This is a genomic window from Cyanobacterium aponinum PCC 10605, assembly GCF_000317675.1.
Taxonomy (GTDB): Bacteria; Cyanobacteriota; Cyanobacteriia; order Cyanobacteriales; family Cyanobacteriaceae; genus PCC-10605.
In genome coordinates this window covers 1,682,771-1,707,369 of the sequence record NC_019776.1, presented here as the reverse complement: position 1 = coordinate 1,707,369, position 24,599 = coordinate 1,682,771, and the positions used below count along the sequence as shown (strand labels likewise).

Annotated in this window: 22 protein-coding genes; 12 read left to right on the top strand and 10 right to left on the bottom strand. The window is 35.1% G+C overall.

The features are described 5' to 3' along the window. The 4 genes from CYAN10605_RS07140 to hemF form a co-directional block, all read right to left on the bottom strand. Entirely contained in the window at positions 1 to 468 is a 468-nt protein-coding gene (locus tag CYAN10605_RS07140; protein ID WP_015219266.1) for a response regulator, read from the bottom strand. Between the two features lie 39 nt (positions 469 to 507). Beyond that, positions 508 to 1,260 (bottom strand): ABC transporter ATP-binding protein, encoded by a 753-nt coding sequence (locus CYAN10605_RS07135; RefSeq protein ID WP_015219265.1) that lies wholly within the window; start codon positions 1,258 to 1,260, stop codon positions 508 to 510. Positions 1,261 to 1,585: 325 nt separating this feature from the next. Further along, complete coding sequence (locus CYAN10605_RS07130) at positions 1,586 to 1,825, bottom strand: hypothetical protein (protein WP_015219264.1); 240 nt, start codon at positions 1,823 to 1,825, stop codon at positions 1,586 to 1,588. A gap of 196 nt (positions 1,826 to 2,021) precedes the next feature. Further along, on the bottom strand, positions 2,022 to 3,044 hold the full coding sequence (hemF, locus tag CYAN10605_RS07125; protein ID WP_015219263.1) for an oxygen-dependent coproporphyrinogen oxidase: 1,023 nt from the start codon (positions 3,042 to 3,044) through the stop codon (positions 2,022 to 2,024). 294 nt (positions 3,045 to 3,338) lie between these two features. On the opposite strand from hemF, the gene acsF reads away from it, so the two are divergent. After that, positions 3,339 to 4,400: a magnesium-protoporphyrin IX monomethyl ester (oxidative) cyclase gene (acsF, locus tag CYAN10605_RS07120; RefSeq protein ID WP_015219262.1), complete on the top strand. Its 1,062-nt coding sequence runs from the start codon at positions 3,339 to 3,341 to the stop codon at positions 4,398 to 4,400. 353 nt (positions 4,401 to 4,753) lie between these two features. Here acsF and pdhA read toward each other — a convergent pair whose 3' ends face one another. Next, positions 4,754 to 5,785 (bottom strand): pyruvate dehydrogenase (acetyl-transferring) E1 component subunit alpha, encoded by a 1,032-nt coding sequence (gene pdhA, locus CYAN10605_RS07115; RefSeq protein WP_015219261.1) that lies wholly within the window; start codon positions 5,783 to 5,785, stop codon positions 4,754 to 4,756. Positions 5,786 to 6,094: 309 nt separating this feature from the next. Then, positions 6,095 to 6,490 carry an IS200/IS605 family transposase gene (gene tnpA, locus CYAN10605_RS07110; RefSeq protein WP_083887276.1) on the bottom strand — a complete coding sequence of 132 codons (396 nt, stop codon included), beginning with the start codon at positions 6,488 to 6,490 and terminating at the stop codon, positions 6,095 to 6,097. Between the two features lie 49 nt (positions 6,491 to 6,539). On the opposite strand from tnpA, the gene CYAN10605_RS07105 reads away from it, so the two are divergent. The 5 genes from CYAN10605_RS07105 to CYAN10605_RS07090 all read left to right on the top strand — a co-directional run bounded on the left by CYAN10605_RS07105 (position 6,540) and on the right by CYAN10605_RS07090 (position 11,747). Continuing rightward, positions 6,540 to 7,850: an RNA-guided endonuclease InsQ/TnpB family protein gene (locus CYAN10605_RS07105; protein ID WP_015219259.1), complete on the top strand. Its 1,311-nt coding sequence runs from the start codon at positions 6,540 to 6,542 to the stop codon at positions 7,848 to 7,850. Positions 7,851 to 7,882: 32 nt separating this feature from the next. Continuing rightward, positions 7,883 to 8,107: an endonuclease domain-containing protein gene (locus tag CYAN10605_RS18130; RefSeq protein WP_083887248.1), complete on the top strand. Its 225-nt coding sequence runs from the start codon at positions 7,883 to 7,885 to the stop codon at positions 8,105 to 8,107. Positions 8,108 to 8,335: 228 nt separating this feature from the next. Further along, a complete protein-coding gene (locus CYAN10605_RS07100; protein WP_015219258.1) occupies positions 8,336 to 9,946 on the top strand; it encodes a hypothetical protein in 1,611 nt (536 codons plus the stop codon). Positions 9,947 to 10,073: 127 nt separating this feature from the next. Further along, positions 10,074 to 10,469 carry a hypothetical protein gene (locus CYAN10605_RS07095; protein WP_015219257.1) on the top strand — a complete coding sequence of 132 codons (396 nt, stop codon included), beginning with the start codon at positions 10,074 to 10,076 and terminating at the stop codon, positions 10,467 to 10,469. A gap of 90 nt (positions 10,470 to 10,559) precedes the next feature. Continuing rightward, positions 10,560 to 11,747, top strand: coding sequence for a tetratricopeptide repeat protein (locus CYAN10605_RS07090; protein ID WP_015219256.1), 1,188 nt, complete (start codon positions 10,560 to 10,562; stop codon positions 11,745 to 11,747). Between the two features lie 448 nt (positions 11,748 to 12,195). Here CYAN10605_RS07090 and uvrC read toward each other — a convergent pair whose 3' ends face one another. Then, on the bottom strand, positions 12,196 to 13,998 hold the full coding sequence (uvrC, locus tag CYAN10605_RS07085; RefSeq protein WP_015219255.1) for an excinuclease ABC subunit UvrC: 1,803 nt from the start codon (positions 13,996 to 13,998) through the stop codon (positions 12,196 to 12,198). Between the two features lie 119 nt (positions 13,999 to 14,117). After that, complete coding sequence (locus CYAN10605_RS07080; RefSeq protein ID WP_015219254.1) at positions 14,118 to 16,076, bottom strand: transglycosylase domain-containing protein; 1,959 nt, start codon at positions 16,074 to 16,076, stop codon at positions 14,118 to 14,120. A 221-nt stretch (positions 16,077 to 16,297) separates the two neighbouring features. Between CYAN10605_RS07080 and ndhC the strand changes: the two genes are divergently transcribed. The 5 genes from ndhC to priA all read left to right on the top strand — a co-directional run bounded on the left by ndhC (position 16,298) and on the right by priA (position 22,687). Then, positions 16,298 to 16,660, top strand: a complete 363-nt coding sequence (ndhC, locus tag CYAN10605_RS07075) for a photosynthetic/respiratory NAD(P)H-quinone oxidoreductase subunit C (protein WP_015219253.1) — start codon at positions 16,298 to 16,300, stop codon at positions 16,658 to 16,660. A 240-nt stretch (positions 16,661 to 16,900) separates the two neighbouring features. Further along, positions 16,901 to 17,641 (top strand): photosynthetic/respiratory NAD(P)H-quinone oxidoreductase subunit K, encoded by a 741-nt coding sequence (gene ndhK / locus CYAN10605_RS07070; RefSeq protein ID WP_015219252.1) that lies wholly within the window; start codon positions 16,901 to 16,903, stop codon positions 17,639 to 17,641. Positions 17,642 to 17,647: 6 nt separating this feature from the next. Continuing rightward, positions 17,648 to 18,199: an NAD(P)H-quinone oxidoreductase subunit J gene (locus CYAN10605_RS07065; RefSeq protein ID WP_015219251.1), complete on the top strand. Its 552-nt coding sequence runs from the start codon at positions 17,648 to 17,650 to the stop codon at positions 18,197 to 18,199. Positions 18,200 to 18,676: 477 nt separating this feature from the next. Beyond that, entirely contained in the window at positions 18,677 to 20,125 is a 1,449-nt protein-coding gene (locus CYAN10605_RS07060; protein ID WP_015219250.1) for a cation:proton antiporter, read from the top strand. A gap of 36 nt (positions 20,126 to 20,161) precedes the next feature. Next, entirely contained in the window at positions 20,162 to 22,687 is a 2,526-nt protein-coding gene (priA, locus tag CYAN10605_RS07055) for a primosomal protein N' (protein ID WP_015219249.1), read from the top strand. A 229-nt stretch (positions 22,688 to 22,916) separates the two neighbouring features. Here the strand turns inward: priA and CYAN10605_RS07050 are convergent, their stop codons facing one another. Together CYAN10605_RS07050 and CYAN10605_RS07045 are read right to left on the bottom strand one after the other, a co-directional pair. Next, complete coding sequence (locus CYAN10605_RS07050) at positions 22,917 to 23,180, bottom strand: HepT-like ribonuclease domain-containing protein (protein ID WP_015219248.1); 264 nt, start codon at positions 23,178 to 23,180, stop codon at positions 22,917 to 22,919. Beyond that, positions 23,177 to 23,494: a nucleotidyltransferase family protein gene (locus tag CYAN10605_RS07045; RefSeq protein ID WP_015219247.1), complete on the bottom strand. Its 318-nt coding sequence runs from the start codon at positions 23,492 to 23,494 to the stop codon at positions 23,177 to 23,179. Before CYAN10605_RS07045 ends, CYAN10605_RS07050 begins: the two co-directional genes overlap by 4 nt. 242 nt (positions 23,495 to 23,736) lie before the next feature. Between CYAN10605_RS07045 and CYAN10605_RS07040 the strand changes: the two genes are divergently transcribed. Next, positions 23,737 to 24,510: a transporter substrate-binding domain-containing protein gene (locus CYAN10605_RS07040; protein ID WP_015219246.1), complete on the top strand. Its 774-nt coding sequence runs from the start codon at positions 23,737 to 23,739 to the stop codon at positions 24,508 to 24,510. Positions 24,511 to 24,599: the final 89 nt, after the last annotated feature.

Genomic DNA, 24,599 nt, shown 5'->3' with positions numbered 1-24,599 from the left:
CTATTTATTATGTTGAGAATTTTGTAAAGACTCTATTTTTTCTAATAATTCTTGAATCAACTTGCTTTGTTTTCTTAAAGTTAATTGAGTTTTAATTCTTGCTAGTAATTCTGGTTTACGAAAGGGCTTATTTACATAATCATTTGCCCCTAAACTATAAGCCTCTATGAGATGATTTTCTTCAACACTAGCCGTAAGAAAAATTACTGGTATATCTTCATATTCAGGATTAGATTTAATACGGCGACAAACTTCTAAACCGCTAATATCTGGCATCATTAAATCCAATAAAATTAAGTCGGGATTTAAAACTTTTAATCTCTCTAACGCATCTTTTCCACTGAGGGCTAAACTGGTTTGGTAATGTGCCGATTCAAGTATAATATTTAATAATTTTAAATTTTGTTTCAAATCATCAACAATTAGGATAACTGATTCTTCTGGATTAACTAAATCTAAGTTACTCATATTTATGGTTTTGTCCTACCTTACATCAATAAAGTGCTTTTAAAAATCCTCATCAATATTCATCTCTTGATTTAAAATTAGTAGATGTTTTTCTATCATTTCCCAATCTACTAATTTAGCACTTAAGTCCTTTTTTATTCTACCTTTATCCAACCAAATTACCCTTTGAGCAAAATTTTTTACCCACTCCAAATCATGATTGATAACAATAATTGTCATCTTTTTTTCTTCATTCCAAACTTGTAATTTTTCTCTCAACCAATGGGCATTACCCTTATCTAAGGCTGAAGTAGGTTCATCTAATAATAAAACCGAAGGTTGCATAATTATAGCACGTGCGATCGCAACTAATTGTTTTTGTCCCAAAGAAAGCTCATTCTCTCTTTTTTCTAACCATGACTCAATGAAATTAAATTCCTGTAAACAATATATTAGTCTTGTTTGTATCTCTTTCTCCGATAAACTTTGAAGTTGTAAAGGATAACTCAAAGCAGATTTTACATTCATCCCCAATAACTTCGACTCTTGAGGAATTAACATTACCTGACGACGAAATTTTAAAACATCCCAATGATGAACCAATTTTCCTCGAAAATATAAATCTCCTTTACTAGAAGTACATAAATGATTTAAAACTTTTAATAAAGTACTTTTTCCTGCACCATTACCACCAATTAAAGCAATTTTTTCCCCTTCATTAACATCAAAAGAAATATTATCTAACAAATGATTCTGATGAATTTTAGTCAGCAAACTAATATTTTTCGCTTGTAAAATAGGAGAAATAGACATATATGCAAATTGAATCTAATTTATATTAATGGCTCTATCAGTTTGAGTATGTAAATTATTGATGTTTGGTAGGCAAGAGGCAATAGGGGATTATTAAATAATAATTTATAAACTTTTAGTTTTTCTCTTACTATAAACATTATTCAATAAAGGTTATGGAAGTCCTGTTTCTCTTAATTTATCATAACCACACTCTGAAGAACCATATTAATTATTTTATTGTAAGCAAGAAATATTTAAATATTCAATATATCTGATATTTTTCTAGCCATTAATTTATCGCAAAATTATTAATAATTACTATATTTTAATAATCATAATTAAATCAATTTCCGTGGAATTTTTCAAACTGATTTGTTTTTTCTGTTAAACCAAAATTATTCATTATAGTCACCACTCCCCAAGCGGTAAAAATGCCAATCACTAAACCAATAGCTAAAAGTATTATAAACAATTTTTGAATTTCTTTTTTTTTCTGTGGAGATATTTTTTCTACCTCATTATCTGCAGAAAAATCATTAACATTGCCAGAGTTTTGACCAGGATCAAAAAAGTTATTATTCATAATATTATTTCTCTTAATAGTAAATCTCTTGTTAATATAACATTCCACAAAAAAATAGAGGCAATAAACTTAAGATTCGCCTCCTAAAATTTTTAACTATTTAGTTGAAATATGCTTTTTCGATATAATTATTACTTTTACTTATTAATTATTACTTCCCAACGTTGACTCATGACAATTGAAGCCGATTCAAACCCTAAACCCAATCTCTGCCCGTCAAGAAATAATCGGTTAATCGAGCTTCAGGTGAACCTTTTTCAGGGGTGTAGCAGTATTCCCAACGGGTGAGAGGAGGTAAAGACATTAAAATCGACTCAGTGCGCCCATTGGTTTGTAAACCAAAAATTGTACCACGATCATAAACTAAGTTAAACTCAACATAACGTCCTCGGCGGTATAATTGGAAGTTGCGCTCTCTTTCTCCGTATTCGGTATTGCGACGACGCTCAATAATGGGTAAATATGCAGGTAAGAAAGCATCCCCACAACTTTGAGCAAAAGCAAATAAATCTTCCCAATTACGAGACACTTTGCCTACTTTTTCGCTGTAAGCATTGGCTTCCCCATCAGCATTTGAACCAGCGTAGAGAATACCGCTATCATCCTGATAGTCAAAGAAAATACCACCAATTCCTCTGGCTTCCTTACGGTGTTTTAAGTAGAAATATTCATCACACCAACGCTTAAAAGTAGGATAATATTCTTTATGATGGCGATCGCACGCATCTTTATGAACTTGATGGAAATGAATAGCATCTTCTTCAAAAGCATAATAAGGAGTTAAATCTGCACCACCAGCAAACCACCAGATAGGACCTGCTTCAAAATAACGATAGTTGAGGTGAACCGTAGGAATATAAGGGTTTTTAGGATGCAACACCATAGAAGTACCTGTAGCGTAAAATCCATAACCTGCTCCTTCAGGACGTTGCATTAAAATAGAAGGAGGTAAAGTATCACCCCAAACCTCAGAAAAATTAACACCACCTTGCTCAAAAATACCGCCATCACGAATAACTCTGGTGCGGCCACCTCCACCTTCCTCTCTTTCCCATTTATCTTCACGGAAACGAGCTTTGCCGTCAATTTCTTCTAATCCCTGACAAATTTTGTCTTGTAAATCCATTACAAAACGCTTTGCTTTCTCACGGGCATCGCTAGGAGGTAAAACTCTTTTTGTATCGTTGTTGATTAAAGGTTGGTTGACTAAACTGCTCATATTATTTTTGGACTGGTTAAAACATTCTTTTCATAACTATAAAGTGATGATACCAATAATGTCATCCTTGCTTAATAAAACTTCATATGAAAAAAAGAAGAATTAAGAGGTATCAGGTTTCAGGTGTCAGTTTTTATTTAATTCCTTTTATGTTTTCTATGTTTTTCCCAGCTAATAGCCCCAATACCCCATTCCTTACTCCAAATTCAAATTAAGTAATGTAAACATTAGTGCATAGATTTTTCTTTTGGGTTAAAATCATAAAAACAAAATATAACAATAAAGAGATTAAAGATGACTGCAACCGCAATTAAACCTAAAAGTGATAAAAAGAAAGAATTAAAAGAAACTTTATTAACTCCTAGATTTTATACCACTGACTTTAAAGCGATCGCAGAAATGGACATTTCCGCCCAAGAGAAAGAATTACGGGCGATGTTGCAGGAGATGAAAAACGACTATAATCGCAATCACTTCGTTAGAGATGAAGAATTTGAACAAACATGGGATCATTTAGATGAACAAACAAGATCCGCTTTTATCGATTTCCTTGAAAGATCCTGTACTTCCGAATTTTCTGGGTTTATCCTCTTTAAAGAAATTTCTCGCCGTATCAAGGACAAAAACCCCTTACTGTCCGAAATTTTTAGCCTAATGGCAAGGGATGAAGCCCGTCATGCAGGATTTTTAAATAAAGCCATGAGTGATTTTAATATTTCCCTAGACTTGGGATATTTGACCAAAAATAGAGTTTATACCTTTTTCAAGCCTGAATGGGTGATTTATGCTGTATATTTATCTGAAAAAATCGGTTATTGGCGTTATATCTTAATGTATCGTCACTTAGAGAAAAATCCTCAATACAAGTTCTATCCCCTTTTCAAAAAATTTGAGCATTGGTGTCAAGACGAAAGCCGTCACGGTGACATTTTTAACGCCTTATTACGCTCTCAATTTTCCATGTGGCAAGGATGGCAGGCAAAATTATGGTCAAAATTCTTCCTCTTATCCGTATTTGCAACCCACACCTTAACGGTACATGAAAGAGAGGATTTCTACGAATCCGTTGGTTTAGATGCCAAAGAGTACGATCGCCAAGTCATCGAAAAGACTAACAACACTGCGGCAAAAGCCTTTCCCGTCATATTAGACACCAACCATCCCAAGTTTTTCGCAGGTTTGGAAAAATGTTCTGAATATAACTTGCAGATGTCTAAAATTGATGAAAGCAATCAGCCCAATTTCATCAAAGCATTGAGAAAACTTCCCTTACAAATTGCCATTTTCTTTAATTTACTCGGTTTATACTTTATAAAATCCATCAACGCAGAAGAATTAAGAGGTGCGGTTAATTAAAAAAGACATCTCCAAAAATTAGCATTTTTCCCGCTTAGTTCGGGCTTATAGCCCGAATTCGATCGAAGTCTAAAGAGTTCGGAGTTAAAATAATCGATTCAAGCAAAAAGGCGATCGCAAAAAGATCTGTTATTTAGAACCCATCTAAACTTAAGAACAATTTTTTGTGTCTTTGTAGTGAAAAATAGACACTCTAACCAAAAAAAGAGTAATTATTCTCCAAAAGGGGAGGGGGCATAAAGCCCCCTGTTAGGAATGAAGTTCGGAGTTTGGAGTCGCTAACTATTATAGCGAAAAAAAATATAGTTGGGAGCTTTTTTCAAATTTTATTGATAAAACCCCATCAAAGTTAGTTAATCATCAGCAAAAACATAACGATATAATTCAGAGCCATCGGGTTCAGGACTAGATTCCGCAAACTCTACAGCTTCTTCAATCAAAGCATTAATTTTTTTATCGATCGCATCTAACTCTTCTCTGGTAGCAATTTTATTATCCGTGATATACTTACCAAATTGAATAATAGGATCTTTTGCGTTCCAAAATTCTTTTTCCGCCGGGTCTCTCAATTCATCAGGATCAGCCAAAGAGTGACCACGAAAACGATAAGTTAAAGTTTCAATTAAAGTAGGTCCTTCTCCTGCCCTTGCTCGTGCGATCGCCTTTTGTGCTACATCTCTAACAGCCAATAAATCCATTCCATCGACTTCATAACCCTCCATATTGAAAACACTAGCTTTCTTATAGATTTCAGTTTGAGAAGCCGCCCTTTCATGAGCCATACCAATCGCCCATTTATTATTTTCCACCACAAAAAGAATTGGTAACTTCCACAATGCCGCCATATTGAGACATTCAAAAAACTGCCCATTATTAGTAGTACCATCCCCAAAGAAACAAGCAGTCACCTGATCAAAATCAGTCTCACCCAAAACCTTACGACGATACATACTTTGATAAGCCGCCCCTAAAGCCACGGGGATACCCTCACCAATAAAAGCATAACCGCCCAATAACTTATGCTCGGCAGAAAACATGTGCATCGAACCGCCACGCCCTTTACTACACCCAGTCGCTTTACCAAATAATTCCGCCATAACCTCCTTCGCAGGTACACCACTACTTAAAGCATGGACATGATCCCTATAAGTACTGCAAACATAGTCTTCTCCCGGACGCATAGACTTAATGATACCGCTAGAAACCGCTTCTTGTCCATTGTAGAGGTGAACAAAACCGAACATTCTACCACGATAATACATTTCAGCGCACTTATCCTCAAACATACGCCCTAAAACCATGTCCTCATAATACATGAGGCTTTCTTCTTTATTAATTTTAACTTTGGAGCTATCAAATTTAGGTATAGTTCTTTCTTTTACCATAATATTTTATTTTAGTTGCCAATTAACAATTATTTCATTATCTATGATTAATCGGCAATTAGAATTAACGATTCAATAATTATTTATCTCCTAATATTTGACCTTGCTGATTAAATTACTTAAAGATGCTTGTGAAGTTCTTTTAATTATATATTTCCTTTAATTATATATGATGATGAATAGAAAATATTTGTGGCAATATATCAATTTCCCTCTTATTACGAAAGCTATAATAAAACCTAAAGAAGAGTGAGAATTAGCCATTTACTTTAGTGAATGGCAGAACGAACGTCGCAGAATTTATTCTGCCTATTTACCTTTTTGATTTTCTATGTATTTTTTGATTGTTTCTGTACTAGCATTACCTGCGGTTGAACAAAAATAACTAGGAGTCCATAAGGTAGGTAATTTTAATAATTCAGGAAATTCTTTTCTTAAATGATGAGATAATCTACCTTTCACTCTTTTGATGATTACAGATGGAGCGTAAGTAGGATTTGTTTCAATAAATAAGTGAATATGATCAGGCATAATTTCCAGTGCAATTAACCTCCAGTCATTTTCTGTACACAACTCAAATATTATTTCTTGGCAACGTTTGACTATCTTGCCTTTTAGTACTGCTTTTCTTCTTTTTGGACACCAGACAAAATGATAATTTAACAAAGTTACTGAGTGAGGATTTCTGCGGTAATCTTCCATTATTTTGTTTATTTTGCTAATATATTCTACATAACTAATATACAGTAAGAAAATGTATGGAAGCCAACAAGTTTTATTGAACCCAGATAAAGATACTAAGTCTGTACTAGAGTATATCTGCATTGAAGCGAACAAACTCTATAACATCGGGCTTTATTATGCTAGACAAATATACTTTAAAGAGCATCGCTATATAACTAAGTTTGAGCTAGACAAGGAAATAAAAACTAACCTTCATTATCGGGCTTTACGCTCTTGCGTAGCTCAACAAACATTGAGAAGTGTTTATGAGGGAATGTCAAGCTATAAAACTCTAAAAAGTAAAGCTAACAAGGGTGATTTACACTTTAAACCTAAACTTCCGAATTATCGTAAAAAGGGTTTATATCAAGCGGTTTACCCTGCTAGGTGGGTTAAGTTGGCAAAAAATAACCAACTAAAATTTACTCTAGGAAAGCAAACAAAAGTATGGTTTGGAATAGATCATTTTTATTTGCAAATGCCTTCTAATCTCAATTATAAAGACATTAAGGAATACAGAATAATACCTCGAAATGGATGCTTTTATCTGGAATTTGTGTATGAGCAGAAAATAGAACCAATTTCTTTATGCCAAGACAATGTACTTGGTATTGATCATGGAATTAACAACTGGCTAACTTGTGTGTCTAATGTAGGTACTAGCTTTATAGTTGATGGAAAACAAGTTAAATCAATGAATAACTGGTATAACAAAAAAGTAGCAATACTGAAAGAGAATAGGACACAAGGTTTTTGGTCAAAAAGGTTAATGAGAATAACCGAAAAGCGTAACCGTCAAATGAGAGACGCTGTTAATAAGTCAGCTAGAATAGTTATCAATCATTGCTTACAAAATAATATAGGTACTATTGTTTTTGGTTGGAATCAAGGACAAAAGCAAGAAGCAAATATGGGAAAAAAGACAAATCAAAAGTTTGTAGTTATTCCAACAGCAAGATTAAAAGACAGAATTAAAGATCTGTCTGAGTTGTACAGTATTCAGTTCATAGAACAAGAAGAAAGCTATACGAGCAAGGCTTCTTTTTTAGATTTAGACTTCATCCCTACTCACGGTGAAAAACCCGAAATTTGGAAGTCGAGTGGAAAAAGAGTAAAGCGTGGATTGTTCCGTACAGCTAACAACTTATATATCAATGCCGATTGCAACGGTAGTGCTAATATTATCCGCAAAAAAGTAACCGCAAAGTCAAGTATTCTCAGTAATGTAAATCTTGATGGAGTGTCTATGGGTGCTTTGATACATCCCCAGAGAATTAGGCTCTGGTCAGCTAAGACAAAGCGAAGCAATGTGGATTTATCCCATTGGTCTGCAGACGCTTAGAATCCTCGGAATTTATTCAGTAGGAGTTATCAATTGTCATCGAAATTGATGGAGATACCCATTTTACAAATGACGGTATCGCTTATGATCTAACTAGAACTGCCATCTTAGAGAGTTATGGATTAAAAGTAATTCGGTTTACTAATCATGATGTGATTCACTCTTTTGAAGGTGTTTGTCAAGCCATCGAAAAAGCTCTTGAGATCCCCCCACCCCCCCTTAATAAGGGGGGGTCAATACAGGCTTTTAGAAAATAGTTGAACTTAATAATTGACCCACCAAAAAATTCCAAGCAATAACTTCGTCTTTACAAAAACTTTATATAGCAATTTAAGTAGTATTACGGTTATGTAAATCTCTTTTTTCGGGCAGTCTGGTAATTAGAGATCCTATGTGTAAATAATCAATACAAAACCAGATTTATAAATAATATTTTATACCCATAACTTAACCTTAAACTGCTAGAGAAAAAAGAGGAAATTGCTATGCTAACCAACAATCAAAACAAAAATCAAAAAAAACCCCTAGTTACTAATTTTATCCGTAATTTATTACCTTTCGGTGTCAGAAGCCAACAGGGTTCAACTCTTCCAATGGCGATCGGTTTAGGTAGTGCCATGATGATTGTTGGTGCAGTGGCAGTTATGAAGGGTGGGCAGGAGAATACAAATACTACATCCTCAGAGCAAAGCAAACAAGCAATGGCAGTCGCAGAGGCTGGTGTGACGAATGTTCAATCATTTCTGGCAAAAAACCCTTCTTTAGCAATGCTTGATTTAGAAGACTGGCAGGAAATTGTAAAAGTAGATCCGAATGATCCGAAAAAAGTAGAAGATAAAATAGTAAGTGCAATCCCACCTTTAGCTGAAAAAGTTGAAGAGATGAAAAATGCAACTAATACAGGCTCTAGCAATGGAAATCAAGAATCATATCTATGTAAAGCAACTCAACCATCTAGCACATCATCACTCGATTCAAGTTTGGGAGAAACGTTTAACGCAGAAAAAATAATTGAAGGTTTGCAATCAGTTGCAGGAGTCAAATCCAATTCAAAGGATACTCAATGGGTTCCCGTTGGTAACAATGGTTCTTATAAGTTACTGGACTATTCAAGAAATGCAAGTGAAGATGGAGCGATAGCAATCATTCAAGGAAAAGTAGGAAATGCAGTTGCACAGCTAGCTATTGATTTGCAGGGTAGTTTTAATGTCGAAGGCGGTACAATCAATTCAGAAAGTACACCAATTATGATTGATGGTTCAGGAGATGGTGCACCTGCACTATGGATTACAGATAATACAGACAATGATTTTGGTAATAATGATTTTGGCGGAAATGTAAAAATTACTGTTTCTGATTGTAAGAAAATGGTAGGGGAAAAACCTGACGAAAATGGTAATTTTGAGTATCAGCCTTATAAGAATGGTCCAAAAAGCAAAGGTGGTACAACCGTTTTAACAAAAGAACCAATGCCTCCAGTTCCTACACCACCAAGTGATGCAATTTCTCTTTCGGCTATTACAGGAGACATGGCACTTCCAAGAATAAATGTAAAAGTTAAAGGTAAAACAATTAATGATACAAAAAGTTCTGATGGTTATTATCATTACAAAGTTAATGTTAGTCAGGGAAATAGTATTAACTTAAAAGGAAATGATACTTTATCAATTAACGACAATGTTGTTCTCCATTTAGATGGTAATATGTTGCTTTCTGGAAATTCAAAAATTAAAACTGATTCGAGCGAAAAATTACAGATATATGGAAGTCAAAATACAACAAGTATTGGAATTAATGGTGGTGGAGAGTCAGGTAATGTTTTCATTCATGCACCAAATGCAAATGCTGGTGTAAATGGAGGAGGGAGTTCTTACCCTAACATTTCTGGTTCTATTTGGGTTAAATCGTGGGGTAAAGGTTGGTCAAACTCTAACTCAGGAGTTTTGGTTGCAAACCCTGGGAAATACGCCGATTACTTAAGTGGTGAAACTCGCCAAAAACCCAAATCTTCTACCCCTGAACCTATTACCACAACTTATAATAATGTTGGTAAAGTTTCTAATTTTACTAGACAACCTATATCTTCCAACAAATAACTATTCAAATAATTAAAGAGAAACAAATCATCGCCTCTTCGGGGGCGTTTTTTTATGGGATTGAGAAATAAACAAGAAAAGATTAAGCTATGATTGAACTAACAATTAATCAATATTGTAGGTAGTTATGTGGGGTAAATTTCAACAGAGTGAACTTAGAATAGAAGTCTCCGCCGATGAAAAGAAATTAAAGGATAGTCTTCTCAACATTGAACAATTAGAAAAATGGTTTTTTCCTCTTAAGTTTCAAGATAAGCGTCCAAACCAACTAGAATCAGGGGATAAGTTTATCATTAAATTGGGATTAGTTGAAGTGAGAAATGAAGTAGAAATTATTAACAGTAATTGTATTCGCTTTTTATTAAGTGGAGGAATTGACGGCTATCAAGAATGGTGTTGGGGTGATGAATGGATTCAATCTCGCTTAGAAGGTGTGTCAATACTGCCTTTGAATTTTGCCCAAACTATGAATTTATTAAGGTTAAGAACTTTTGTGGGTGCAGAAATTGGCGAGAGAAAATAATAAATAATTTGCTAAAGAATATCGATTATTTTGAAATCATCAATTATGATCAAATATTAAAACAGAGGGAAATCTGAAACTGGGAAAACAATGATTGAAAGAATTGGGCAATGGTTAAAATTAATTCCAACAACCATTCAACCCTATGATCCTGAAAAGGATGATGTGAAAGGTAAGAATGGGGATTCAACTGCTACTCATCCTGTGGTTAAAGATGGAGATTTAGAATTTTTGTTTTATCAGTTATTAGAAGGGGTTGCTAACGGGTGGCAAGAGTCTCGTATTGAGCAATTTTTTGAAAAATTAGAGCCGAGAATTTCCCTTGAAACTTGGTTAGATTGGTTACAGCGTTACCGTAATCAGTTAATTAAGTCTTCTCATGGTCATAGTCAATTGGCAGTAAGAATGATTCGTTTAGGTGAATTGACAGCAACATTACCTTTTATGCGAGGAGTGGGAGATTTAGCTTATGAAATAGGTAAAGAGTTATTAAATCAGACAACATCAAACAATTTTGTTAATTCTTTCAATTCCCATCATCAAGAAAATATAGATAAAAATATAGATAAAATTGAAGATAAAACGCCTATAAATGAAGTAACCGAAAGTTTAACCGCAAAAATAAACTCTCCTACATCATTAGGGGAACTACTATCTTTATTACAAAAAGATGAAAATTTTGCTTCTGAAATTGCCCATCAGTTAAACTTAAATACGGTTGATCCTAGTGTAATTATTGCCAAAATCGTTGAGCAAACAGAATCAGATTCTTTACCTATTTTTTCCGGTTCTATTTCTGAAGAATTAGTAGAATATTTATTCAATTTAGGCTTAGAAAAAGCATCGGCAGGAGATTTTGAAGAGGCTTTAATTTCATGGAATCAGGCTGTAACTCTTAACCCCGATTTTGCCCCCGCTTGGCATAACAAAGGTAGTGCTTTAGCTTACTTAAATCGTTTACCAGAAGCAGTTCAAAGTTTCGAGCAGGCGATCGCACTTAATGTAAATGACCTCGATTCCTGGTACGATAGAGGGAGTGCTTTATTTAGCATGGGACAATGGCAAGAAGCAATCATTAGTTGGGAAAGAGTAATTGGGATTCAACCTAATCATTATCAAGCGTGGTATCATCGAGGTCTAGCCCTAGAAAAACTAAAAAAATTAGGGGATGCGTTGAATAGCTATGGAAAATGTTTAAGTATTAATCCTCTTTTTACTCCAGCTCAGAAGCGACAAGAAAAATTAAATTTGCTCCTTTCCTCTAATTCAGAAAATTAAAACTTAGAACCTGTTTGCAAAGCACTATTGCTGATTATTGATCCCCAAAAAATATATTGGAAAGTCCCCCTTATTAAGGGTGATTTAGGGGGACCTAAAACTTTTCAAACAACTTCTCAATTATGGTCTTTTTTTGCTATATTTAACCTGAGTTTTGGATAAGCTGAAAGCATCCCAACTCGTAGTCAGAAAATCTTATAGCTTCTTCTTAGAAATAACGATAAAATTGCCTTAATCCGAACTGACGTTAAATAGTTAAGAATTAAAAATTAAGAATTAAGAATGAAAAACCACGAATACTTACTACTTATTTATTATTTATTACTTGCTTCCCCCTTTCCCCTCATCACCTCATCACTCTAACACCTGCAACCTGCAACCTGCAACCTGACACCTAACCTTATCGGATATTCTTAAACCGAACTGAGGTTATATTTATGAATCGTTTTTAGTGAAAATATTGATAGATTATCTGAGCTAAATTATCCCCAATTCCTGATACTTCTGCTAACTGTTTAACCGTTGCCTGACGAATATAATCCACCGAGTGAAAATGAGCTAAAAGCCTTTTTTGTCTCTCAAATCCCAACCCCGGTATCTCATCTAAAATTGATTTACGACTAGCTTTTTGTCTTTGTTGACGGTGAAATGTAACAGCAAAGCGATGGGCTTCGTCTCTTAATCTTCTTAATAATTGTACTCCTGATTGTTCTTTATTCGTATCAAGAGGTAAAGATTGATTGGGTAAAAATATTTCTTCCCTTTTTTTGGCTAAACTAATAACCTTAATTTTCTCCATTAAATTCATTTCTGTTAAGATTTCACAAACCGATGAAAGTTGACCTTTTCCTCCGTCAATCATCACTAAATCTGGATAATCTTCTGTATGGGAAAAACGTCTTTTAATTACTTCTTGTAGAGATAAAAAGTCATCAGAGTGACCTATTTTGATTTCGGGATTTTTAATCTTGTAATGACGATAATATTGTTTTGCAGGTAAACCATCAATAAAAACAACCCTTGAAGCTACGGCATTTGAACCTTGCAAATGGGATATATCATAACCTTCAATGCGGCGAGGCAGAGTGGGTAAATCCAATATTTTGGCTAAATCTTCCATACCTTCTAAATTAGTTTGACTAAACTTTTGACTTCTTTCTAGCTCTATTTGAGCATTCCTAGCCACCATCGAAATTAATTCGGCTTTTTGCTGTCTTTGAGGAATAGTAATAATGACTTTTTTACCCTTTTTTTCTCTTAGCCAACTAGCTAAAATTTCTTCTTCTTTGAGAGGATATTGAACTATTATTTCCGTAGGAATTTCTGAGAAGTCAATATTTTGATAGTGTTGTTCTAAAACTCGTTGTAAAATTTCTCCCTGCTCATCATTATGACCATTATCGGTAAAAAATCCTAATCTGCCAATTAAACGCCCTGCTCGAATCTGAAACAGTTGAATACAAGTATAATTTTCATCCTGAGCAAGTGCGATCGCATCTCTGGAGATGGTATCATCAGGTAAAGCAACTTTTTGACTGGAAAATAATTGTTGTAAACTCAGAATTTGATCCCTATATTGAGCCGCCTTTTCAAATTCTAGGGCTGATGAAGCGATTTCCATTTGAGTTTGTAATTGTTTAATTAATTCATCAGTACGCCCCTGAAAAATAAAAGCAACTTTACTAATAATTTCCCGATATTGTTCAGGAGTAATTAAATTTTGACAGACTCCGGGGCATTTTCCTAGATCATAATTCAAACAGGGGCGATCTTTATATAAAGGCTTCGATCGCTGTCGTAAAGGAAAAGTACGTTTAATAATATCTAAAATTTCTCTTAACCTTCGACTATCCACATAAGGACCATAATAGCGATCGAGTTTATCAGTTAAACGACGCTTACGAGTAATAAAAATACGAGGATAATTTTCAGACCAAGTAATGCAGACATAGGGATATTTTTTATCATCCTTAAGTAAAACATTAAAATGGGGTTGATGCTGTTTAATTAAATTTGCCTCTAAAGCTAAAGCCTCCGCTTCCGTGTCGGTGACAATATATTCAATATCTCTCACCTGAGAAACCATTAAAGCTATTCTATGGGTATGTTTAGCAGAAGGATTAAAATAAGATTTAACCCGTTTTTTGAGATTTTTCGCCTTACCAATATAGAGAATATTTCCAGATTTATCTTTCATAAAATAAACCCCAGAATCATCAGGCAAACTTTTTAATAAATCCTCTACTTTCATCCCATAACCATGCTATTTTTCATAAACAAGACAATTAAAAATGAAGAATTAGGAATGAAGAATTAGCTTCCCCCTCTCCCCCTCTCTCTAATACCTCAATCCCGAAAACTTCAAATTGCCTAATCATTCTTTTCATTCTTTTTATTATCAGACTTTGGACGAGTAAATTGAGACGCCGCAGGGAAATACTTCACAGGTTCATTTTGTAATGCTGTCACCATAAATTGTCGCCAAATGGGGGCGGCGTATCCCCCTCCTGTCACCCCACTTCCTAAACTGCGATTGAAATCATCATTCCCAATCCAAACAGCTGTTGCTAATTGAGGCACATAACCCACAAACCAAACATCTCTTTCCCCTGAAGTTGTACCAGTTTTACCCGCCGCAGGTCTGCCAATGTCAGCACTACGAGCTGTTCCCCCTTGTATTACTTGAGTCAAGGTTGCAGAAAGAGAAGCCGTCGCCCATTCATTTAAAACTAATTTAGGTTTAGGGGTATTATCTAACAAAATATTTCCATCACTATCTGTGACTTGTACAATCATTGTCGTGTCTGATTGCCAACCATTATTAGCAAAAGTTGCATAAGATTTGGCCATTTCCATGGGTGTAACTCCCATCGGTCCTAATGGTAAGGATACAACAGGACTTAAGGGGCTTTCTATACCTAACGTGCGACATACTTCAATTACTTTATCTAAGCCTATTTCCTGCCCTAAAACCACTGCGGGAATATTTAAAGACTGACTGAGAGCTTGAATGATACTAACATCTCCTCCCCCAAAACTTCCACCATAGTTTTGAGGACGATAATAGCCACTTCCATCTCGATAACCTTTAGAATAGTTAGCAACTGACGAAGTAGGAGTGTATTTACCTGTGGCAAAGGCAGTGTAAAAAACAAAGGGTTTAAAAGCAGAACCGGGTTGACGACGAGATTGTAACACCCGATTAAATTGGCTTTGTTCATAATCTACACCCCCCACCACTGCTTTAACAAAATGGGTTCGAGGGTCGATCGCAACTAGGGCGATTTGATCCGCCTTAACTCCCCATGACACTAAATTACGATGGGATTTTTGGACGATTTCTTCCGCCTTAACCTGTAAATCATAATCAATAGTAGTTTGAACATGAAGTCCCCCCTTAGTAATCATCTCTTGTCCAAAACGTTCTATTAATTCTTTGCGCACAGAATCAGTGACATAGGGAAGTTTACTACTTTGCCATGCTTGAGGCTTACCTAAATAAAGGGGAGTTTTTTTAGCGGTTTCAGCCTCTTCACTGGTAATCCAGCCCAAATCCACCATTCTCCCTAAAACTAAAGCCTGTCTTTGTTTAGCAATATCATAATTAGCAAAAGGGCTATAAACTTCAGGGGCTTGAATAATTCCCGCCATCATTGCCGCCTCTGCCAAATTTAGTTCTCTTGCAGACTTATTAAAGTAACTTTGAGCCGCCGTTTCTGCACCATAATTGTTATGCCCCCAATAAATATTGTTGAGGTACATTTCCAAAATATTATTCTTCTCAAAAACCTGCTCTACTCTTACTGCTAAAACTGCTTCTGCTAATTTACGAGAAAAAGTCCTCTGATGGGACAGAAAAACATTTTTAACTAACTGCATTGTTAAGGTTGATGCACCTTCTACCACCCCACCACTTTGAATATTAACCAGAATTGCCCTACCGATACTGGTAGGATTGATACCTTTATGATCATAAAAATTACTATCTTCGATCGCCAATACTGCCATCTTTAAGTTAGGGGAAATATCCTGAAAATCTACTGTTGTGCGATGTTCTTCCCCGTGATATGTAGTTAGTAAACGTCCCTTAACATCATAAATGTAGCTAGTTTGAGAAGGAACATAATTTTTTAAAACCCTTACATCTGGTAAGTTACGAAAGCTAACGGCTAAACCAACCAAACCACCTGCTATAGCTGATGTGGTCAATAATGTTAGACCTAAAAATGTCCCAGTGGTTACTTTTACCACTCCCATAAAAAAATTAGTAGGGGTTTTTGGATTGGGGACAGGATTATTAGTTTTACCTTTGATGCTAGTAGATGCCACAGTTTTTGACCAAAAAAATAATTTTATAAAATAGTTGCAAGAGTATTACACTAGCTTAGTTACATAACATTATAATTAAGCAGAAAAGGACTGCGCTTTATCCTAGCACAAACCTTTTATAATAAATCAAGATTCAAGAATTAAACTTGACATAACTAAGGTTTTTCTTTAGTTTAGCTATAAAAAACGGATAATTAACCCATCAGGAGTTTTAAAAACATATGTTTGTACTTAATGGTTATGAGTATTTTTTAGGTTTTCTGATAGTTAGTAGTTTAGTACCTATTTTAGCTTTAACAGCGTCTAAATTACTACGTCCAAAAACAGGAGGACCTGAAAGACGCACTACCTATGAATCAGGGATGGAACCCATTGGGGGGGCATGGATTCAATTTAATATCCGTTACTATATGTTTGCCCTTGTGTTTGTAGTTTTTGACGTAGAAACAGTCTTTTTATATCCTTGGGCAGTGGCATTTAACACATTGGGTTTATTAGCTTTTGTGGAAGCCTTAATTTTTATCGCAATTTTAGTAGTTGCCCTCGTGTATGCTTGGCGTAAGGGTGCTTTAGAATGGTCGTAAAGAGTAATTAGGAATTAGTAATTAAGACAAGGCAATAGGCAAACCCCCCTTTATCCCCCCTCGAGAGGGGGGAGGGCAACAGTGTTTAATTAATTTCTCCCTTATCACCGTAAGGGTTGAATATATTCAACCCCTACCACCTGAAACCTGCCACCTGAAACCTAAAACTTTTACCCTAACCCCCAACTCGGATCAAGTCCATTACAATAAAAATGATGCTATCTTAGTAAAGAAAAACTTATGAATACTTCTGCTACAGATTTAAAAAACTTAGAGAATCAGGCAAAGGAAAAAATCCTCAATCCTGCCGCCCGTAGTCAAGTAACTCAAGATTTATCAGAGAATATAATTTTAACCACCGTTGATGATTTACATAATTGGGCTAGATTATCAAGTTTGTGGCCCCTGCTGTATGGAACCGCTTGTTGCTTTATTGAATTTGCCGCTCTAATTGGCTCTCGCTTCGATTTTGATCGTTTTGGGCTTGTTCCTCGTTCTAGTCCCCGTCAAGCTGATTTAATCATCACCGCAGGAACTATTACTATGAAGATGGCACCCGCTTTAGTGCGTTTATATGAGGAAATGCCTGAGCCTAAATACGTTATCGCTATGGGTGCTTGTACTATTACAGGGGGTATGTTTAGCAGTGACTCTACTACAGCAGTGCGTGGGGTTGATAAGTTAATTCCTGTTGATGTGTATATTCCGGGTTGCCCTCCCCGCCCTGAAGCTATTTTTGATGCGATCGTAAAATTGAGAAAGAAAGTAGCAAATGAGTCAATTCAAGAGCGTGGAACTGTTAGAAGTCAAATCAATAGGTATTATTCCACTACCCACAATATGAAAGCAGTTGATCCTATTCTGACAGGTAAGTATATCCGCAGTGAGTCCAGAAATAATCCCCCTGCTGAATTAGCGGCGGCAATGGGAATGCCCGTAGATACAGCAAAATTAACAGAAAAAACCCAAAAGGAGGCTTAATCATCAATGACAGAAGCAAATAATAATAACAATCCAGAAACAGAAAATCAGCAAGAAAATAACGAGGTGGGAGAAATTGTCCAAGCGGGGATAACATCTCAATGGTTGACGGAAAATGGTTTTGCTCATGAAGTCCTCGAAAAAGATCATTCAGGAGTAGAATTGATTAAAGTTGACCCTGAGTTTCTTATTCCCATTGCGACTGCTTTACGTGCCTATGGATTTAATTATCTACAGTGTCAGGGTGCTTATGATTTAGGTCCAGGAAAAGAATTAGTTAGTTTTTATCATTTACTTAAAGTAGAAGATAATATAACTAATCCTCAAGAAGTGAGAATCAAGGTTTATTTGAATAGAGAAAATCCTCAAGTACCTTCTGTATATTGGATTTGGAGAGGTGCAGATTGGCAAGAAAGAGAGTGCTATGATATGTATGGCATCATCTACGAAGGACATCCCAATTTAAAACGTATTTTAATGCCTGAAGATTGGGTGGGTTGGCCTCTAAGAAAAGATTATGTATCTCCAGATTTCTATGAATTACAAGATGCTTATTAATTACTAGCCAATAATTAACTTAATAATTAAGGGGTACTGGGTTAGGGTGTTAGGGAGATAAGGTGTCAGGTGGTAGGGGTTGAATATATTCAACCCTTACGGTTTTAGGGAGAAATTTCTTTTTTATTTTAACTCCTTACTGCGTAAAGCTTTGCGGAACGAGCGCACCGAATTCTCTGAACTCAAATGATTGCCCTTTTCGCCATCACTCATAGATGAAAATTTATCTCGCACTCAGGTTAAATAGGTATTAGCTCCTCAAAAATACCTATCAGTAACCCGCCGATTACTTTATAAAATTTCTCAATTTGTTTCACACTTAATTGAACATAACTCTCAGTTGTCGAAAAAGAAAATATAATCTACCATTGGAAAAGAGTATTGAATAAAAACAATGCTTTATTTGATAGCCATTGAATTTTGTCGATGCTTATTTTTGATGCTCAATTAAAAGTTAGGGAAAATATGAGTAGATAAATGAATAATACGATTACTTTAATTTGGTTAGCGTTACCTTTTGTTGCTGGTTTTCTCGTTTATTTATTGCCCAAATACTCTAGTTATTTGAGTTTAGGAGGATTATTAATATCTATTTCTTATCCTGTTTGGATATTGACATCAGAAGTAGATTTTACTTTGCGGCTATTGGATAATTTTGGTGTTACTTTGTATGTAGATCAACTTAGCGGTTATTTTATTCTTACTAATTGTCTTGTTACCATTGGGGTGTTAATTTATTGTTTGTCGGAAGAAAGAAAGGCTTTTTTCTATACTCAATTAATGATTCTCTACGGTAGTGTTAATGCCTGTTTTATTGGCTATGACTTTATTAGTTTTTATGTTGCCATCGAGGTGATTAGTATTGCCGCTTTTTTGCTTATGGTTTATCCCCGCAGTGATAAGAGCATTTGGATAGGATTACGATACCTTTTTGTTAGCAATACTGCGATGTTATTTTATTTAATTGGGGCAATTTTAATTTATAAGGCGAATAATTCTTTTAGTTTTGATGGTTTAATTAATTCTCCTCCAGAAGCGATCGCACTTATTCTGTTAGGATTATTAGTAAAGGGAGGAGTGTTTGTATCTGGATTATGGCTTCCTCTTACTCATGCTTCAGTGGAGACTCCATTGTCAGGATTACTTTCGGGCATCGTGGTTAAGGCGGGAATTTTTCCTTTTCTTCGTTTGGCATCTATCAGTGATGAGGTGGACTTTGTTATCAGAATTGTCGCCATTGCTACGGCTTATTTAGGAGTTATACAGGCTATTTTTGAAAATGATACTAAAAGATTATTAGCTTTAAGTACTGTTTCTCAATTAGGATTTATCATTGCCTCTCCTATGATTGCTGGTTTTTATGCCTTAACTCATGGTTTGGCTAAATGCACTCTTTTTTTAACTGTTGGTAATTTACCTAGTCGTGACATTAAACAATTGAATCAAGAAGGAGTTAATTTTTATCTTTGGTTTGTGCTATTTTTAGGAAGCTCATCTATTATCGGTATTCCTTTATTAGCTGGTTTTAGTGCCAAGGTAATGGTAATGAAAAATATTTTGAGTTGGCAAAATATACCTTTCAATTTAGCAGTTATCGGAACAGCGATCGCACTTTCTAAACTAATTTTTCTCCCCACTGCTAATACATCTATATCTGAAACAGCAGTGAAAAGAGGTTATTGGCTAGGAGTCAGTATTTTAATGGGAGGATTAATAGCAACTAATCTGATTTATCCTCAAACCTATACCGTTGTCAATATTAGTAAAGCCCTAATCACATTTGCGATTGGAGCATTAATATATCTATTCATACTGAAAAAAATTACCCTAAAATTGCCCCGAACACTAGAAAAATTTGATAACCTGATTGGTATCATGAGCTTAACTGTGATTGGCTTATTCTGGATGGTTTTACCCATTGGCTAAAAAAAATTAAAGAATTATTAACTATTAACTATAACCATGAAACTAGCTGAACCCGTTATCGATTATAGATATGATAATCAAGTACCACAACAATGGGTAGAGGTTTTAGTGGATTGTGTCTATGCAGAGGGATTATATACTTATCAAAATAAACCCGATATTCTTATTAAAGCAGGAGATATTGTTAGTGTTCCTTTTGGTAATACTATTGTTGGAGGGGTAGTAGTTAGGATTCTTTCTCAACAGCCTGATAATCTTGATTCTAGTCAGATTAAAGAAATAGATGATATTGTGAGTAGTGGTTTTTTTCCTTCTCACTATTGGGAATTGTTAGAGCGCACTGCCAATTATTATTTAACGGATTTAATCAATGTAATTCGGGTTGCTTTACCTCCAAAACTTTTGGGGCGATCGCAGCGTCGGGTTAAGTTATTATTCAATAATATCCCTGAAAATCCTGAAGATTTCTGCACGGTGAAAGAATGGGAAGTAATTAAATTACTCAAAAAAAGCAAACAAGGGGATTATAGCTATCGTTTTATCACCCAGAAGGTCAATAATAGCCGAAAAGCAATTTCTTTGTTGGTAAAAAAACAATGGTTAGAAACCTATTTACAACCCCCTAGTAAGGCAAAACCAAAATTTACAAAAGTTGTCACCTTTCTAGGAGAAAATAACAACTCAGAAAAATTGACTCCTAAGCAAAAAGACGTTTTAAAAAACCTCAAAAATCATGATGGAGAATTAGCTTTACAGGAATTATTAAAAGTATGCGAATTGAATAGCGATTCTGTAGTGAAAACCTTGGAGAGAAAAGGATGTATTGTTATTCAAGAAAGAGAAACCTTGCGTTTATTACAGGATTCTAACCCCACCGAAGATCAACCAAAATCATTAACTTCCCCTCAAAATCAAGCCTTAGAATTAATTAACAGTTTACATTCTTTTTCCACTGTATTATTACATGGTGTGACAGGTTCAGGTAAAACAGAAGTATATCTACAGGCGATCGCACCCATCTTAGCACAGAAAAAATCTGCTCTTGTATTAGTCCCCGAAATTGGTTTAACTCCTCAATTAACAGATCGATTTCGGGCAAGATTCAAAGGACAAGTGTGCGTTTATCATAGTGCCTTGAGTGATGGAGAAAGATACGACACATGGCGACAAATGCTGACAGGTGAGCCTCAAGTGGTTATTGGCACAAGAAGCGCCGTGTTTGCCCCTTTACCTAATATTGGTATTATTATCTTAGATGAAGAACACGATACCAGTTTTAAACAACATCAACCTATCCCCACCTACCATGCTGTTAAAGTAGCCCAATGGCGTGCAGAATTAGCAGATTGTCCCCTTATTCTAGGTTCAGCTACCCCCTCCCTTGAAACATGGCAGAAAGCCTTTTCTGTTTTTCCTAAACCCCTTAAAATTAATAATATTGAGGATTTGTTAGTTAGCTCTTATCCCCATTATTATCTTTCCTTGCCCGATCGCATCTTAGAAAGACCTCTCCCCCCAGTAGAGATAATCGATATGCGTCAAGAGTTGCGTAAAGGTAACAGAAGTATTTTTAGCGATCGCCTCAAAGTAGAACTGCAAAACCTTAAACCAGAAGGAAAACAGGCGATTTTATTTATCTCTCGACGGGGTCACAGTACTTTTGTCTCTTGCCGTAGTTGTGGTTACGTTATGGAATGCCCCCATTGTGATGTTTCCTTATCTTATCATTATAGCCATCATGGTGCAAGGGAATTATTACGTTGTCATTATTGCAATCATGCAGAGCTACACCCAAAGCAATGTCCTCAGTGCTTTTCCCCTTATTTAAAATTTTTCGGCACGGGAACACAAAAAGTTGTATTGGAAATGGAAAAAGAGTTTCCTGACTTGAAAGTATTGCGATTTGATAGCGACACCACTAGCAGTAAAAATGCTCACCGCCGTATCTTAACCGAATTTGCCCAAGGAGAAGCGGATATTTTAATCGGGACACAGATGTTAACCAAAGGTATTGATTTAGCTAATGTTACCCTTGTGGGGGTAGTATCTGCCGATGGTTTGTTGTTTCATTCCGATTACAGAGCCTCAGAAAGAGCCTTTCAAACTCTCACCCAAGTGGCAGGAAGGGCAGGCCGTGGGGAAGATAGAGGCAAAGTTATCATTCAAACCTACTCCCCCGAACATCCTGTTATCCATGCAGTGCAAAATCATGATTATTTGGCTTTTTGTGACCGAGAATTAAAGGAAAGGGAGAGTTTAAGCTATCCTCCTTATGGTCATTTGATTTTATTACGTTTTAGTGGCTTAGACGGGGATAAAGTTCGAGATAGCGCAGATGCGATCGCTTCTTTATGTGCTAATTTATTACCAGATTATATGGAAATTTTAGGACCTGCCCCTGCTAATATTATGAGGGTAGCAAGGCGTTATCGATGGCAAATTCTGTTAAAAAGTGAGAAAGAATTTTCTTTAGAAATAAAACAAGAGCTAATCAATTTAAGACAATATTGTCATAATTCTGTTTCATTAGTTATCGATCCAGACCCCTTAAGAATTGAATAATTTGTCTTTATTGGTCAAGATTTTCTAAAATATCTTGTATAACCTGAGTTTTGGATAAGCTGAAAGCATTATTTTCTCGCAGTCAGAAAACCTTATGGTTTCTTAGAAATAACGATAAAATTGCCTTAACCCGAACTGACTTAAACAAGGGGCTTAAGCCCCTTGCTAAAAACCCCTACCACCTGCAACCTACAACCTGAAACCTGACACCTAACCTTATCGGATATTCTTAAACCGAACTGAGGTTAATTAAAATATCTCTCATTCCAGCAATTTCTTTCCAGTTCATATTAGAATATTTTTCCTTCACATAGGGCAAATTGTCAGTAACTTTTTTGGTTGCTTCTCCTATTCTTTCCAATCCGTGAATGACAGCGAAAATAGTTTTTTCATCTTCACAAAAATCATCAAAATTCAAACTATCAATAAATCGATTAATAGAGTTAATTGTGTCTAAAATATCATGTAAAAAGTCTTTAACTATTCTTTTCATAGATAAATAACCTCACTTAAAATTTGCTTCCCGATATGAGGTTTTAAACCTTTTTTCATAACTAAATCTACTTTTTTGCCTAACCTATCACTAAATAAATTTTGTAACTTGCCATATTTTGCCAAGCCAAATCTTGCTTCTGGCTTAAAAGTAACTAACAAATCTATATCGCTATTTTCCGTTTCTTCTCCTCTCACATAAGAGCCAAATAATCCTAATTCATCTATTTGATATTCTTCTTCAATTTCTAACTTTATTTTTTTGATGTTTTCTTTGAGAATGTCTAATTTATTCTTTTTAACCGTTAGTGTCATTTTTACATCCTCTTATCTTCATACAGTTGAGAATATCAGAGTAATTTAGTTTATTTATATCTTTGTTTTCATTTTACCTAAATAATTTATAAAATCAATGAAAATAGTTAGCAATTCAAAAATAAGTTCTGTTAACTCTTTTTCTTTAAATCTTTTAAGACTATATTGATTATTATTTATTGGCAAAAAAACTTTATCATTTTTTATGATGTCAGTTCATTTACCCTAATAATTTTTTCGTTATGACTATTATTAAATCATTTCTTTTTTCCATAACTCTATGTTTATACTTACTTTCTTCACCCTTAGTGAAAAGTGCAGAATGGGAAGAAATTCAAGCTAGGGGTAAAATTATTGTTGGAGTTAAAGATAATTTACCACCACTAGGTTTTACTGACCAAAACGGTAATTTACAGGGATTTGAAATTGATTTAGCTCATAAATTGGCAGAAGAATTATTAGGAGATAAACAAGCAATTAAATTTGTACCTCTCCTCAATCAAGATAGGCTAAATGCTGTCATAGAGGATGATGTGGACATTGCGATCGCATCTATTACTTTTAATTCTTCTCGTCAAAGATTAGTGGATTTTAGCGACATTTACTATTTTTCTGGAACAGGGATTATAGTCAAAAAAAATCAATTTTTGAGCAATATTAGGGATATTTCGGGAAAAATAGGCATTTTAAACAATTCAAGAGCGATCGCAGAAATTCAATATCAATTTCCACAACTATCATTACAAGGAGTTTCTAGCTATCAAGAAGCCCTAGAATTAATGGAAAAAGGAGAAATGCAGGGTTTTGCAGGAGATGTAATGGTTTTAACGGGCATAACTCAACAAACATCAAATTATCAGTTATTACCTCAAATTATTGGAGCATATCCCATTGCGATCGCACTTCCTAAAGGGAGACAATATCAATCACTACGAAACCAAGTTAATCAGGTAATGAGAAAATTAAGGCAAGAAGATTGGTTTAAGGAAAAAGCTAAATTTTGGGGCTTACCGTGAATAGATTTCAAAAGGGCAAAGTAAAAAGGGCAAAGGTAAATAGTTGATAATTAATAACTCCTAACTCTGTACGGGCGAATGGCCATTCG